Origin of the sequence: Streptomyces sp. P9-A4 (assembly GCF_036634195.1) — a bacterium.
Lineage (GTDB): Bacteria > Actinomycetota > Actinomycetes > Streptomycetales > Streptomycetaceae > Streptomyces.
Genome location: NZ_JAZIFY010000001.1, coordinates 1,308,398 through 1,322,734, shown reverse-complemented (window position 1 = coordinate 1,322,734; position 14,337 = coordinate 1,308,398). Strand labels below are relative to the sequence as shown.

Below are 14,337 nucleotides of genomic sequence, written 5' to 3'. Positions count from 1 at the left end.
TCCCATGTCTGATGCTGCGCAGCCCACCGCTGCCGAGGTACGCGCCGCCGCCGAGGCGGTCAAAGCCGCACTGGACCGTCACCTCGCGGCGGTCGAACGCCGCACGGGGGACGACGACCCGGCCGTCTACGAAGCCTTCAACGCCCTCGCCACGGCGGCCGAGGCGTACGACGAAATCCTCTACGACCGCTACGACGAGGTCACCCCCTTCGAGATCCCCGGAGCGGACGGCGCCCTGCCGCCCTACGCCGGACCTGACGAACCCCATGCCCTCAGCGTGCTGATCCGCCGCGACTACGCCGTGGCGGAACCCCAACGACTGCTCGCCCAGGCCCGCCGCGTCGCCGAGATCGACGGCCCGGCGGACACCACGGGCCCGGCCGCCAGGGCCGGCGTCTCGCCGCTCGCCGCGCTGGGCGTGCTCTTCGGCGAGTTCGAACCCGACGAGATCGCCTCCCGGCACAAGGAGTTCGGCCTGGAGGAGGGCGACTCCACGCTCTGGGTCACCGCCGCCGAGGAACTCCCGGAACCGGGGGAGTGGCTCAACGCCCCCTTCGACCACGCCGATCCGGAACGGATCATCTGCCGCTTCGACGTCAGCTCCGTCTTCGACGAGGACGAGGACGAGGGCGGCGACGGCGACGGGGAGGACCGGGCCGGCGGCTCCGGCTCCTGACGGTACGGAGAGCCGGGGGAGACGGCGGAGGGCCGGGACACCGATCGTGGTGTCCCGGCCCTCCGGCGGCTCTTCCCCGTTCTTAGACCGACCGGCAAATGGGGGGCAGCGTCGCGGGGCTGGGCACGCACATCTGCCGCGTTGTCGTCAATCACCATGGCTCCGCCATGCCTCAATCCTCCGCCTCGCAGCTGCACGCACCCAGCCCCGCTCCTTCTTCCACCCCCCATTTGCCGGTCGGTCTTACTCCTCGTCCGCGGCGAGCAGGGCTTCGAGGAGCGGCCGAAGCCGCGTCGTACGCTCCGGGGCCACCCCCTCGGCCACCGCACGCGGCAGCGCCTGGTCCACGCCGTGCACGACCGACAGATGGCGCTCCGCCCGGCCGAAGGCCGTGTACACCCACGGCCTGCTCAGGCCCCCGGCGGCGTCCCCGGGCAGCACCACGACCACCGCGGGCCAGCGTGCCCCGGCCGCCTGGTGGGCGGTGAGGGCCCAGCCGTGCCGCAGCGCCGACTCCACCCGGTCCCGGGGTACCAGGACCTCCTCGTCCGCGCACCGCAGCCGCAGGCCCTCGGCGTCGGCCGACAGGACCGTGCCCGTCACCGTCCGCCCCGGCACGGGCGCGTACGCCACCCTGTCCCCCGGGTCGTAGCCGCCGAAGCGGCCCGGTCCGGGGTTGAGCCGCTGCTTGAGCGCCGCGTTCAGCGCGCGCGTACCCGCCGAGCCGCCGTGGCCGACCGTGAGGACCTGCGTCTGCTCCGGGGGCACCCCGATCGCCCGGGGCACCGAGTCGGCCACCAGCTGGACCGTACGGTGCACGGCCTCGCCGGCGTCCCGCACGGGGACGATCACGATCTCCTTGCCGGGGGCCTCGACCTGGTTCAGCTCTCCGGCGCCGATGCCCGAGACCAGCTCGCCGAGCGGCCCCGGGTCCGGCAGCCGGGAGGCGATCCGGGGGCACACCCGGGCGGCGAGCGCGTCGGAGAAGACCCGCCCCGCACCGGGCGCGCCCAGGACCTCCGGGTCGCCGCTCAGCACCAGACGGCAGCCGTCCGGAAGGGACTCCACGAGCATCGCGGCCGTCTCCACGTCCAGCTGCGGCGCGTCGAGCACCACCAGGAGGTCCAGCGCGAAGGCGCCCTCCTCGTCGCGGCCGGGACCCGCCGTACCGGAGAGCAGCGCGGCGACCGTCACCGCGTCCGCCCCCTCGGTCCCGAGGGCGCGGCGTCCGCCGTCGGCGTGGACGGCGACCAGGGTGCGCAGCCCGCGCGCGCGGGCCGCCGCCGCGAGGGCCACCGGCTCGGCGCGGGAGGCCTCGCCGCCGGTGTGCAGCACGAGGCCGTGCGTACCGGCGGCGCGCTCCAGCTCGGAGCCGTCCCAGTCGTCGGCCGTCGCCGTCTTGACCAGCCGGGCGAGACCGTCCGCGAGGCTCTCCTCCGCGAGCGCGTACCGGTCGAGCCCGAGCAGCACGGGCGGGGCGGGCTCCTCGGAGACGGGCGGCTCGGGCTCCTCGTCCGTCTCGTCCGCCTCGGGCTCCTCCGCCGGGGTCTCCTCCTCCTGGAAGACGAGGACCGCGCCCGTGGAGATCGACTCCTCGACCGCCGCCTCGGGGTCGGGCACCCGGTGCCCGGTGAGTCCGGCGCGCACGGCCTGGACCTCCAGGGCGGTGTGCCCCTGGAGCGCGGCCCGCTCCAGCAGCCACACGGTCAGGGCGACCGTGCGGCGGGGGTCGTCGGGGCCGCAGGCGGCACCGAGCAGCGCCCGCGCGAAGCCGTCGGCCTGCTCCGGGCGCACCCCGGGCACCGCGAGCAGCTGCCAGGGGTCGTCGAGCAGGGCCGAGGCGGCGCCCTCACCGAGGGTGTCGGCGACCTGCCCGGCCAGCGCCTCGGGTGCGCCGCCCTTGGCCAGGACCTCCCGTACGGCCTCGGTGGTGCCGGGGGCCGGTGCGGGGGCGTGCGGGGGCGCGGGGGACCGTACGGTCGCGGTCGGCGACGCCTCGGGGGAGGGGCGCCGGGGGGCGGGCTCGGAGGCCTCGTAGAACGCGGTGCCCGAGGCCGAGCCGCCCTCGACGGCCCGTACGGCCGCGAGGAGGTCGGCCGCTGTGCCGCTCAGCTTGGCGCCGCTGGCGAGCGGCCCTTCCTTCTCGGCCTTCCGCGCCTCGATCCTGGCCCGCAGCTCCCGCTGCGCGGCGAGCTCGGCCTGCGCGTCACTCAACTCGGGCGTGTCGGCGGCCTCGGCGACGGCCTCGACGGTCTCGGCACCCGCCGCGTCGGCACCTTCGGCGCCGGTCTCGTCGGCACCGGCCGCGTCGGCCGCGTCGGCCTCGTCCGCGGCCTCGTCCGCGGCCCCGGCCTCGTCCGTCGGCTCATCGCTCGGCCCGTCGCTCGGCCCGTCCTGCGCGGCGGGCTCCTCGGAGGGGTCCCCGACCGCGACCGGTGCCGTGGTGTCGGCCTCCTGCGCGTCCTCGGTCGGCTCCACGTCCTCGGGTGCCTCGGGCGCGGTCTCCCCGGAAGGCTCGGTCACAAGGTGCTCCAGTCGTGATCCGGATAGCGGTGCACGGGCGCCGACACATCGTCCAGCGCCCGACAGATCTCGTCAGGAAGACTAAGGGTCTCCACCGACAACGCGGCCGTGAGCTGGCGTGCGGTGCGCGCGCCGACGATCGGCGCGGTCACTCCGGGCCGGTCGCGGACCCAGGCGAGCGCCACGTGCAGCGGGGTCGTCGAGAGGCCGTCGGCGGCGGTCGCGACCGCGTCCACGATCCGGCTCGCCGCCTCGTCCAGGTACGGCTCCACGAACGGCGCCATGGTCTCCGAGGCGCCCCGCGAGTCCGTCGGGGTCCCGGAGCGGTACTTGCCCGTCAGGACCCCCCGTCCGAGCGGTGACGAGGGCAGCAGGCCTATCCCGAGGTCCTGGGCGGCGGGCAGCACCTCGCGCTCCACGCCCCGCTGGAGCAGCGAGTACTCCAGCTGCGCCCCGGCGAGCCGGGTGCGGTCCCCGGAGAGCTGCCAGGTGCCCGCCTTCGCGAGCTGCCAGCCGCAGAAGTTCGACACGCCCGCGTACCGCGCCCGCCCGCTGCGTACGGCGATGTCGAGGGCCTGGAGGGACTCCTCCAGGGGCGTGTACGGGTCGAAGGCGTGCAGCTGCCACAGGTCGACGTGGTCGGTGCCGAGCCGGGCGAGGGAGGCGTCGAGCGCGGCGAGCAGGTGCCCCCGCGAGCCGTCCGTGCGCCGATCGGGGTCCGGCACGCTGCCCGCCTTGGTCGAAAGGACGAGGTCCTGCCGGGAGACGAGCCGCTCCATCAGACGTCCGAGCAGATACTCGGCTTCGCCTCCGCCGTACACGTCGGCGGTGTCCACGAGCGTGCCGCCCGCGTCCCAGAACGCCTTCAACTGCTCGGCGGCGTCGTGCTCGTCGGTGTCCCGGCCCCAGGTGAGGGTGCCGAGTCCGATGCGCGACACACGCAGGCCGGTACGTCCGAGATGCCTCTGCTCCATGGGCGCGAGATTACTGGCCAGGGCACCACGCGGAGAGAGCCTGTGGACAACCACGTCCTGACGGATGCCCCGGCCGCGCGCTAGAGTCCGGCCCAAAGGGACGTTACTGATGGGTAAGGGGTGCGTGGACATGCGGCTCGGCATCAACCTCGGCTACTGGGGTGCGGGCATGGACGGCGACAACCTCGCCGTCGCCCAGGAGGCGGACCGCCTCGGCTACGACGTGTGCTGGGCCGCCGAGGCCTACGGCTCCGACGCCCCCACCGTCCTCGCCTGGGTCGCGGCGAAGACCGAGCGGATCGACGTGGGCTCGGCGATCATGCAGATCCCGGCCCGTCAGCCCGCCATGACGGCGATGACCGCCGCCACCCTGGACTCGCTCACCGGCGGCCGGTTCCGGCTCGGCCTCGGCGTCTCCGGACCTCAGGTCTCCGAGGGCTGGTACGGCGTGAAGTTCGACAAGCCGCTGTCCAGGACGCGCGAGTACGTCGAGATCGTCCGCAAGGCCATGTCCCGCGAGCGCCTCACCCACGAGGGCGAGCACTGGACGCTGCCGCTGCCCGGCGGCCCCGGCAAGCCCATCAAGCTCACGGTGCACCCGGAGCGCGAGCACATCCCGCTCTACATCGCCGCCATCGGCCCCAAGAACCTGGAGCAGACCGGCGAGATCGCCGACGGCGCCCTGCTGATCTTCCCCTCCGCCGCCCATCTCGAGGAGACCGCGCTCCGGCACCTGCGCGCGGGCCGCGAGAAGGCCGGACTGACGATGGACGGCTTCGACGTCTGCCCGACCCTGCCGCTGGCACTCGGCGAGGACGTCGACGCCCTGGCGGACGTGTTCCGCCCGTACACCGCGCTGTACGTCGGCGGCATGGGCAGCCGCAAGCAGAACTTCTACAACCAGCTCGCGCAGCGCATGGGCTACGAGAAGGAGGCCGCCGAGATCCAGGACAAGTACCTGGCCGGCGACAAGACGGGCGCGGCGGCGGCCGTGCCGCAGAGCCTGATCGACCAGACCACCCTGCTCGGCTCCGTGGAGCGGATCGCCGAGCGGATGACGGCGTACGCCGAGGCCGGGGTCACCACCCTCACCCTTGCCCCGGCCGGCTTCACCCTGGACGAGCGGCTGACGGCCCTGCGGGCGGGCGTCGAGGCGATGGAGCGGGCGGGCCTGGCGTAACACCGGGAGCGCCGTCGAGAAGTGGTTCCGCGGCCGTGGTGGGGGCTCGGGGGTCTTCCCCGCCACGGCCGTCATGCAGCACAACGCTCCACGGGCCCCCCGGTTACGCCTTCCGGGCTCACTCTTTCGGCCGAGCCGTGGGAGCCCTCCTGTTGCCCCTCGGCGCCGACCGCATTTGACTCGGTCTCCCGGGACGTACGGAACGCGGACGTCCGCACGGAGGTGGCGGCGATGCTCACGGCCAGGAGCCTGTTCCAGGAAATCATCGACGAGGACGAGTCCTTCCGGCTCTTCTGCTCGATCGCGGCGAGCGGCGAGTCACAGGGCGGCTGGGAGAACGCCCGGATCGCGGCCCTCGTCGCCCCCGGCATGAAAGAGCTCACGCCCAAGATCACCCGGCACGGCGCCGACGAGGACAAGCACGGGCGGATCTTCAACGCGTTGATGAAGAAGCGCGGCCTCGAACCCGTCGCCGTACCGCCGGACACCGACTACACGATGCTGCTCGAACAGCGCGGCATCGGTCTCGCGCACGACAAGCTCCGCCGGGACCAGCGGCTGACCGAGAAGGACGTGATCGTCTACCTCGCCCACAGCAGGGTCACCGAGCAGCGGGCCGCCGACCAGATGACCATGCTCGTCACGTACTTCGGGGACCACTCCGAACTGGGCCGGGCCATCCGCATGATCGACAACGACGAGGCCAACCACCTCGCCTACTGCCACGAAGAACTCCTCCGCCTCGCGCGCGCGGGCCACGGCCGGCTGATCCAGCGGACCCTGCGCGACTCGGCCCTCGCCGAGATCCGGGTCTACCGCGACGTCAGCCTCGCCGTCATGCGCCACATGGGCCGCATCCTGGACTGGCCCCGCCCCAAGGCGGCCGTCCTCGCCGCCGGGATCCATGCCATGTACGCGTACGAGCGGGCCGCCGGGTGGCACCGGATGGTCGACCTGCGGATGCCCGAGCGACTCGACGCCCTCGGCGGCCCCGCGACCCCCGCCCCCGCCTTTTGACCCGTGCCCGGGGTCCCGGCTCCGAGGCCGCGCCCCGGGGTCCCGGGGCGCGGCCTCACATCCAGCCGCGCCGCTTGAACATCCGGTACAGCGTGAGGACGATGCCCGCCATCAGGCCGATCACCACCGGGTACGACCACGCCCAGTGCAGCTCCGGCATGTGCTCGAAGTTCATTCCGTAGATCCCCGCGACCATCGTGGGGACCGCGGCCATGGCCGCCCACGCCGAGATCTTCCGCATGTCGTCGTTCTGCCGCACGCCCATCTGCGCCAGATGCGCCGACAGCACGTCCGACAGCAGCCGGTCGAGCCCCTCCACCTGCTCGTTGGAGCGCAGCAGATGGTCGTTGACGTCCCGGAAGAAGGGCTGCGAGTGCTCGTTCACGAACGGCACCGAGCCGGCCGTCAGCCGGGCCATCGGCCCGGCGAGCGGACCGCTGGCCCGCCGGAACTCCAGGACCTGCCGCTTCGCCGTGTAGATCCGCGCCGCGGTGTTCGTCGGATTGCCCCCGGAGGGCGCGAAGACGTCCGCCTCCAGCTCCTCCAGGTCGACCTGGAGCTCGCCCGTCACATCGAGGTAGTGGTCCACGATCGTGTCGCTCACCGCGTACAGCACCGCCGTCGGCCCGTGCTTCAGCACCTCCGGGTCGGCCTCCAGCCGCCGGCGCACCTCCGCGAGCGGCGCGCCCTCGCCGTGCCGCACCGTCACCACGAACGAGTCGCCCATGAACAGCATCAGCTCGCCCGAGGAGACCCGGTCGCTCTCCGGCTCGTACACGATCGGCTTGAGCACCGCGAACAGCGAGTCGTCGTAGACCTCCAGCTTGGGCCGCTGGTGGGCCTTGAGCGCGTCCTCGACGGCGAGCGGGTGCAGGGCGAACTCGGAGGCCACATGGTCGAACTCCGCCTCCGTGGGCTCGTGGAGCCCCACCCAGAGGAAGGCGTCCCCGGTGGCGCGTGCCTCCGCCAGGGCGTCGGAGAGGTCGGAGGGCCCAGCCGTACGGCGCCCGTCCCGGTAGATGGCAGAGTCCACGATCACGGGCCGTATTCTCCATCGAACGGCCCCGGTACGCACGCGTGGATCCGCCCGGACCTCCCCGACCGCCCTCCGGCCCCGCCGTGAGAACGACCGGACGACCGACTTCCCCGCCCGCCGGGGAACCGCCGGACACCGCCTAGGCTGGCGGCCATGGCCACGCTGATCCTCGTCCGGCACGGACGCTCCACCGCCAACACCTCCGGGGTCCTCGCCGGGCGCACGCCCGGGATCGCCCTCGACGAGCGCGGGGCCGCGCAGGCCGCCGCGCTCCCCGGACGCCTCGCGGACGTCCCGCTCGCCGCCGTCGTCTCCAGCCCGCTCCAGCGCTGCCGGGAGACCGTACGGCCCCTCCTCGAAGCCCGCCCGGACGTTCCGCTGTACGTCGAGGACCGCGTCAACGAGTGCGACTACGGCGACTGGTCCGGCCGCAAACTGGCCGAGCTGAACGACGAACCCCTGATGGAGATCGTCCAGGCGCACCCCTCCTCCGCCGCCTTCCCCGGCGGCGAGTCCATGCGCGCGATGCAGGCCCGCGCCGTCGACGCCGTCCACGACTGGAACGCCCGGATCGACGCCGAGCACGGCGAGGACGCCTGCTACGTCATGTGCTCGCACGGCGACATCGTCAAGTCGCTCGTGGCGCACGCCCTCGGCCTCCACCTCGACCTCTTCCAGCGCATCCACGTCGACCCCTGCTCGGTCACCGTGATCCGCTGGACGCGCACGCGTCCCTTCCTCCTCCGCCTCGGCGACACCGGGGACTTCGCCGGGTTCGGCCCCCGCGAGCACCCCGACAGCAGCGGGACGGCCGCCGTCGGGGGCGGTGCGGGCGCACCGTGATCCCTTCGCGCAGTAGGGTGGACGCGCCGCCGTAGTACGACTGTCGAGACGCAAGGGAGCCGGGAAACGTGTCCCGTCAGGTGTTCCTCTACGACCCACCGGAGCGTTTCGTGGCCGGTACGGTCGGGCTGCCTGGCCGCCGTACGTTCTTCCTCCAGGCGTCCGCGGCCGGCCGGGTCACCAGCGTCGCCCTGGAGAAGACGCAGGTCGCCGCGCTCGCCGAGCGCATGGACGAACTCCTCGACGAGGTCGTCCGCCGCACCGGGGGCAACGCGCCCGTCCCCGCCGTCGCCCCCGCCGAGGTCTCGGACAGCGCGCCCCTCGACGTACCGGTCGAGGAGGAGTTCCGGGTCGGCACCATGGCACTCGCCTGGGACGGCGAGGAGCAGCGCATGATCGTGGAGGCGCAGGCGCTCGTCGAGCTCGACGTGGACTCCGAGGAGGACCTCGCCGAGGCCGAGGAGCGCATGCTCCAGGACGAGGAGAACGGCCCGCCGATGCTCCGGGTCCGCCTCAGCGGCGCCCAGGCGCGGGCCTTCGCCAAGCGGGCCCTGGACGTGGTCAACGCCGGCCGTCCGCCCTGCCCGCTCTGCAGCCTGCCGCTGGACCCCGAGGGCCATGTCTGCCCGCGTCAGAACGGATACCGCCGCGGAGCATGAGCAGCCCTTCGACGCCCCAGGACGCCGAGCTGCTCGCCCACGGTGAGCTGACCGTCCGCGGCCAGGTCCGCGAGGCCTCCAACGCCGTCCTGTACTGCTCCGTCGCCCACGAGGGACGCGAGGCGGCCTGCGTCTACAAGCCGGTCGCGGGGGAGCAGCCCTTGTGGGACTTCCCCGACGGCACCCTCGCGCAGCGGGAGGTCGCCGCGTACGAGATCTCCGAGGCGACCGGCTGGGGCCTGGTGCCGCCGACGGTGCTCCGCGACGGACCGTACGGCGAGGGGATGGTCCAGCTGTGGATCGAGGCCGATCCCGGGGCCCGGCTGCTCGCCCTCACCGAGGACGACGAGCCGGGAGAGGGCTGGAAGGCCGTCGGGCCCGCCCAGGTGGACGAGGACCGGACCGCGCTGCTGGTCCACGCGGACACCCCGGAGCTGCGGCGGCTCGCCGTCCTGGACGCCGTGATCAACAACGGCGACCGCAAGGGCGGGCATCTGCTCCCGGCCCCCGACGGGCACCTCTACGGCATCGACCACGGGGTCACGTTCCACGTGGACGACAAGCTGCGCACCCTGCTGTGGGGCTGGGCGGGCGAGGAGCTGCCCGCCGAGGCCGCCGGGGTGCTCGACGGGCTCGACCGCTCCCTGGCCCCCGGGGCGCCGCTCGCCACCCGTCTGGCGGAACTGCTGACCGGCGCCGAGGTGGCGGCGGTACGCGCCCGCGTGGGGGCGCTGCGCGCCACCGGACGGCATCCGGAGCCCTCGGGGCAGTGGCCGGCGATCCCTTGGCCGCCGGTCTGAGCCCGACCGAAAAGTTTCGGCCAAGGCGCGGGGAATGTGCGTGCACCCCTGGGGGGTATGCACGCACGCCTCCGACCCGCAAGAGCGCCTAATCGGTCAAGATCCCGGATCCGGTTCGTATCCGGAACACCTGTCCGGTTACGCTCGGGTCATGCATGCCTGGCCCGCTTCTGAGGTCCCCGCCCTTCCCGGCAAGGGCCGCGACCTCCGGATCCACGACACCGCGACCGGCGGACGAGTCACCCTCGCCCCCGGCCCCGTCGCCCGTATCTACGTCTGCGGCATCACGCCGTACGACGCGACCCACATGGGTCACGCGGCGACCTACAACGCGTTCGACCTCGTTCAGCGCGTGTGGCTCGACACCAAGCGGCAGGTGCACTACGTCCAGAACGTCACGGACGTGGACGACCCGCTCCTTGAGCGCGCGATCCGCGACGGCATCGACTGGGTCGGCCTCGCCGAGCGCGAGACCGCCCTCTTCCGCGAGGACATGACCGCCCTGCGGATGCTGCCCCCGCAGCACTACATCGGCGCCGTCGAGGCCATACCCGGCATCGTCCCGCTCGTCGAGCGCCTGCGTGACTCCGGTGCCGCCTACGAGCTGGAAGGCGACGTCTACTTCTCCGTCGACGCCGACCCGCACTTCGGGCAGGTCTCGAACTACACCAACGAGCTGATGCGCCACCTCTCCGCCGAGCGCGGCGGGGACCCGGAGCGCTCCGGCAAGAAGAACCCGCTCGACCCGATGCTCTGGATGGCCGCCCGCGAGGGCGAGCCGAGCTGGGACGGCGCCAGCCTCGGCGCAGGCCGCCCCGGCTGGCACATCGAGTGCGTCGCCATCGCCCTCGACCACCTCGGCATGGGCTTCGACGTGCAGGGCGGCGGGTCCGACCTGATCTTCCCGCACCACGAGATGGGCGCCTCCCACGCCCAGGCCCTCACCGGCGAGTTCCCCATGGCCAAGGCGTACGTCCACGCCGGCATGGTCGGCCTCGACGGCGAGAAGATGTCCAAGTCGCGCGGCAACCTGGTCTTCGTCTCGAAGCTCCGCCGCGACGGCGTCGACCCGGCCGCCATCCGGCTCGCGCTCCTCTCCCACCGCTACCGCGACGACTGGGAGTGGACCGACCAGGTCCTCCAGGACGCCGTGGAGCGCCTCGGGCGCTGGCGCGCCGCCGTCTCCCGCCCCGACGGCACCCCCGCCGACGCGCTCGTCGAGGAGCTCCGCGAGGCGCTCTCCGACGACCTCGACACCCCCACCGCGCTCGCCGCGGTGGACCGCTGGGCCGCGCTCCAGACGGCCGAGGGCGGCGACGACGACTCCGCCCCCGGACTCGTCTCCCGCGCCGTCGACGCGCTCCTGGGCGTCGCCCTGTAGTACCCCTCCCGCGCAACTCCCGTTTGTGCAACCGCCCTTGGACTTCCTGACGAAGTCCGGGGGCGGTTCCTTTTTGCCCTGTCGCGATGCTCGAATCTGCGCTAAATAAGCCCCATGCAATCATCAATGCGCATGAGAGCTGCGGTCGCCGGTGCACTGCTCGGGCTGCTCACCGCCTTCGCGGGCCCCGGTGCCACCGCCACCGCCGAACCGTCCGACACCTCCGCACCGGCCCCCGGCACCACCGTCGGCGAGGTCACCGCCTTCGCCGCCGACGGAGCCGTCTACCGGCTGACCGCCGGCCAGGCCCAGGCCCGGGTCAGCTTCGTCACCGCCGACACCTTCCGCATCGAACTGGCCCCCGACGGCACGTTCACCGACCCCACCGGCACCGACATCACCCTGCCCCAGGGCCCGCCCCCGGCCACCCGCTGGCGCGACCGGGGCGACCGCTACGAACTGAGCACCGCCAAGGTGACCCTGCGGGCCTACAAGTCCCCGCTCCGCTTCGCCGCCGTCCGCGCCGACGGCACTCCCCTGTGGAGCGAGACCAGCGGCCTCAGCTGGACCGCCGACCGCACCACCCAGACCCTCGACCGCGGCGCCACCGAGCAGTTCTACGGTGCCGGGATGCAGAACGGGCGCGGCAACACCTCCCACCGCGACAAGACCGTCGAGGTCGGCGTCGACTACGACTGGAACGACGGCGGCCACCCCAACTCGGTCCCCTTCTACCTCTCCTCCGCCGGATACGGCGTCTACCGCAACACCTACGCCCCCAACACCTACGCCTTCACCGAGCCCGTCACCACCAGCGCCAAGGAACAGCGCTTCGACGCCTACTACTTCGCCGGCACCGGCCGCGACGCCGTCAAGGACGTCATCGGCCAGTACACCCGGCTCACCGGCAAGCCCTTCCTGCCGCCCGTGTACGGCCTGGAGATAGGCGACGCCGACTGCTACCTCCACAACGCCAACCGGGGCGAGCGCCGCACCCTCGACGCCCTGAAGGTCGCCGACGGCTACGTCGCCAACGACATGCCCAACGGGTGGATGCTCGTCAACGACGGCTATGGCTGCGGCTACGAGAACCTCCCCGAGGCCTCCGCGGGGCTCGGGGAGCACGGCATGAAGCTCGGCCTCTGGACCCAGGACGGCATCGACAAGCTCGAAGAGCAGGTCAAGGCCGGCCAGCGGGTCGCCAAGCTCGACGTCGCCTGGGTCGGCGAGGGCTACAAGTTCGCCCTCGACGGCTGCAAGGACGCCCACGCCGGCATCGAGGCCCACAGCGACGCCCGCGGCTTCACCTGGGCCCCCGAGAGCTGGTCCGGCGCCCAGCGCTGCGGTGTCCAGTGGTCCGGCGACCAGTCCGGCAGCTGGGACTACATCCGCTGGCAGATCCCCACCTACGCGGGCGCGTCCATGTCCGGACTCGCCTACACCACCGGTGACGTCGACGGCATCTTCGGCGGCAGCGCCAAGACGTACACCCGCGACCTCCAGTGGAAGACCTTCCTGCCCGTCACCATGACCATGGACGGCTGGGCGGCCAACGACAAGCAGCCCTTCCGGTACGGCGAGCCCTACACCACGGTCAACCGCGCCTCCCTCAAGCTCCACGAGGCACTGCTCCCGTACATCTACAGCCACGCGTACCGGGCCACGAAGACCGGCGTCGGCCTCGCCCGGCCGCTCGCCCTGGAGTACCCGGACGACGCGAAGGCCGCGACCGAGGCCGCGAAGTACGAGTTCCTCAGCGGCGAGGACTTCCTCGTCGCCCCCGTGTACAAGGACGCGGTGGAGCGCGACGCCATCTATCTCCCGAAGGGCACCTGGATCGACTACTGGAACGGGCGCACCTACGAGGGTCCCGTCACCCTCGACGACTACAGCGCCCCGCTCGACACGCTGCCCCTCTTCGTACGGGCCGGGGCGACCGTCCCCATGTGGCCCGGCGGCATCCGCTCGTACACCGACCGCGCCCCCGGCGACCCGATCGCCTGGGACGTCTACCCCAAGGGCAGCTCCTCCTTCGAGCTGTACGAGGACGACGGCGTCACCCGCGACCACCGCACCGGCCGGTACGCCACCCAGCGCGCCGAGGTGCGTGCCCCGAACGGCGGCCCCGGCGACGTGACCGTCCGGATCGGCGCGAGCCGTGGCGCGTACCCGGGCAAGCCGGCCGCCCGGCCGTACGCCTTCACGCTCCACACCGGCGACGCCCCCGGCACCGTCCGGCTCGACGGGCGCGAGCTGCCCGCCCTCGGCTCCCGGGCCGCCTTCGAGGCCGCCTCCCAGGGCTGGTGGTACGACCGCGACGAGCGTGGGGGAGTGGTCCGGGTCAAGACAGCCGCCCTGTCCACCGGCCGCGCCTTCGAACTGCGCCTGACCGACACCAGCGCGGTCGGCGGCGCCGTACCGGGCGCCTCCGCCGTCCTGGCCGCACCCACCGGGCAGGAGCTGGGCGCCGGGGTGCCCGGCACCGTCGCCGTGGACGTCACCGCGGGCACCCGGGACGCCACCGACGTACGGGTCTCCCTGGACGTCCCGGCCGGCTGGCGGGTCACCCCGGCCGCGCCGGTCGACCGCGTCCCGGCCGGCACCACCCGCCGGGTCGAGGTCGCCGTCACCCCCGCCGCGGACGCCACACCCGGCGAGGCGACCCTCACGGCGACCGCCCGCCACCGCGCCGGGGACACCGACCGCACCGCCGTCCAGCGGTTCGCGGCCGGCGTGATGCCCCCGCCGCCGACCGGCGACGCCTGGGCGAGCGACCTGGTCTGGCTCCGGTCCACCAACGGCTGGGGACCGCCCGAACGCGACCGCTCCAACGGCGAGTCCGGCGCCACCGACGGCCGGCCCCTCACCCTGGCCGGACAGACCTACGAGAAGGGCATCGGCGCCCACGCCGACTCCGACATCGAGGTCTACCTCGGCGGCCGATGCACCACCCTCACCGCCGACGTCGGCATCGACGACGAGATCAACGGCTACGGGGAGGTGGCCTTCTCGGTCGAGGCCGACGGCAAGGTCCTGTGGACCTCGCCCCGGCTCACCGGCGCTTCCGCGACCCTGCCCGTGAACGTCGACGTGACCGGGGCGCGGCACGTCCGGCTGCGGATCACGGACACCAACGGGTCCAGGAGCGGCGACCACGGGGACTGGGCGGCGGCCCGGTTCGGCTGCGCCTGACAGGACCGCGCCCGGCACACGTACGGGAGGGGCGCCCTGGGGCACCCCTCCCGTAC

11 protein-coding genes are annotated in these 14,337 nt (G+C 73.3%); 8 read left to right on the top strand and 3 right to left on the bottom strand.

Annotation, left to right across the window (positions count from 1 at the left end):
* Positions 1-4 precede the first annotated feature (4 nt).
* Positions 5-676, top strand: a complete 672-nt coding sequence (locus tag V4Y03_RS05855; RefSeq protein WP_332434233.1) for a hypothetical protein — start codon at positions 5-7, stop codon at positions 674-676.
* 243 nt (positions 677-919) lie between these two features.
* Here the strand turns inward: V4Y03_RS05855 and V4Y03_RS05850 are convergent, their stop codons facing one another.
* Together V4Y03_RS05850 and V4Y03_RS05845 are read right to left on the bottom strand one after the other, a co-directional pair.
* Entirely contained in the window at positions 920-3,199 is a 2,280-nt protein-coding gene (locus V4Y03_RS05850) for a helix-hairpin-helix domain-containing protein (protein WP_332434232.1), read from the bottom strand.
* Positions 3,196-4,173 carry an aldo/keto reductase gene (locus V4Y03_RS05845; protein ID WP_317876820.1) on the bottom strand — a complete coding sequence of 326 codons (978 nt, stop codon included), beginning with the start codon at positions 4,171-4,173 and terminating at the stop codon, positions 3,196-3,198. Before V4Y03_RS05845 ends, V4Y03_RS05850 begins: the two co-directional genes overlap by 4 nt.
* A gap of 130 nt (positions 4,174-4,303) precedes the next feature.
* Between V4Y03_RS05845 and V4Y03_RS05840 the strand changes: the two genes are divergently transcribed.
* Together V4Y03_RS05840 and V4Y03_RS05835 are read left to right on the top strand one after the other, a co-directional pair.
* A complete protein-coding gene (locus V4Y03_RS05840) occupies positions 4,304-5,353 on the top strand; it encodes an LLM class F420-dependent oxidoreductase (RefSeq protein WP_317876822.1) in 1,050 nt (349 codons plus the stop codon).
* 231 nt (positions 5,354-5,584) lie between these two features.
* Complete coding sequence (locus V4Y03_RS05835; RefSeq protein WP_317876819.1) at positions 5,585-6,370, top strand: ferritin-like domain-containing protein; 786 nt, start codon at positions 5,585-5,587, stop codon at positions 6,368-6,370.
* 55 nt (positions 6,371-6,425) lie between these two features.
* Here V4Y03_RS05835 and V4Y03_RS05830 read toward each other — a convergent pair whose 3' ends face one another.
* Complete coding sequence (locus tag V4Y03_RS05830; RefSeq protein ID WP_317876821.1) at positions 6,426-7,418, bottom strand: magnesium and cobalt transport protein CorA; 993 nt, start codon at positions 7,416-7,418, stop codon at positions 6,426-6,428.
* A 141-nt stretch (positions 7,419-7,559) separates the two neighbouring features.
* Between V4Y03_RS05830 and V4Y03_RS05825 the strand changes: the two genes are divergently transcribed.
* The 5 genes from V4Y03_RS05825 (at position 7,560) to V4Y03_RS05805 (ending at position 14,281) form a co-directional block, all read left to right on the top strand.
* Positions 7,560-8,249 (top strand): histidine phosphatase family protein, encoded by a 690-nt coding sequence (locus tag V4Y03_RS05825; protein WP_317876818.1) that lies wholly within the window; start codon positions 7,560-7,562, stop codon positions 8,247-8,249.
* A 68-nt stretch (positions 8,250-8,317) separates the two neighbouring features.
* Entirely contained in the window at positions 8,318-8,908 is a 591-nt protein-coding gene (locus V4Y03_RS05820) for a DUF3090 domain-containing protein (protein WP_317876817.1), read from the top strand.
* Complete coding sequence (locus V4Y03_RS05815; RefSeq protein WP_443079862.1) at positions 8,872-9,708, top strand: SCO1664 family protein; 837 nt, start codon at positions 8,872-8,874, stop codon at positions 9,706-9,708. The genes V4Y03_RS05820 and V4Y03_RS05815 overlap by 37 nt, the downstream gene beginning before the upstream one ends.
* A 151-nt stretch (positions 9,709-9,859) precedes the next feature.
* Entirely contained in the window at positions 9,860-11,089 is a 1,230-nt protein-coding gene (gene mshC, locus V4Y03_RS05810) for a cysteine--1-D-myo-inosityl 2-amino-2-deoxy-alpha-D-glucopyranoside ligase (protein ID WP_317876815.1), read from the top strand.
* Between the two features lie 114 nt (positions 11,090-11,203).
* Complete coding sequence (locus tag V4Y03_RS05805) at positions 11,204-14,281, top strand: NPCBM/NEW2 domain-containing protein (RefSeq protein ID WP_332434230.1); 3,078 nt, start codon at positions 11,204-11,206, stop codon at positions 14,279-14,281.
* Positions 14,282-14,337: the final 56 nt, after the last annotated feature.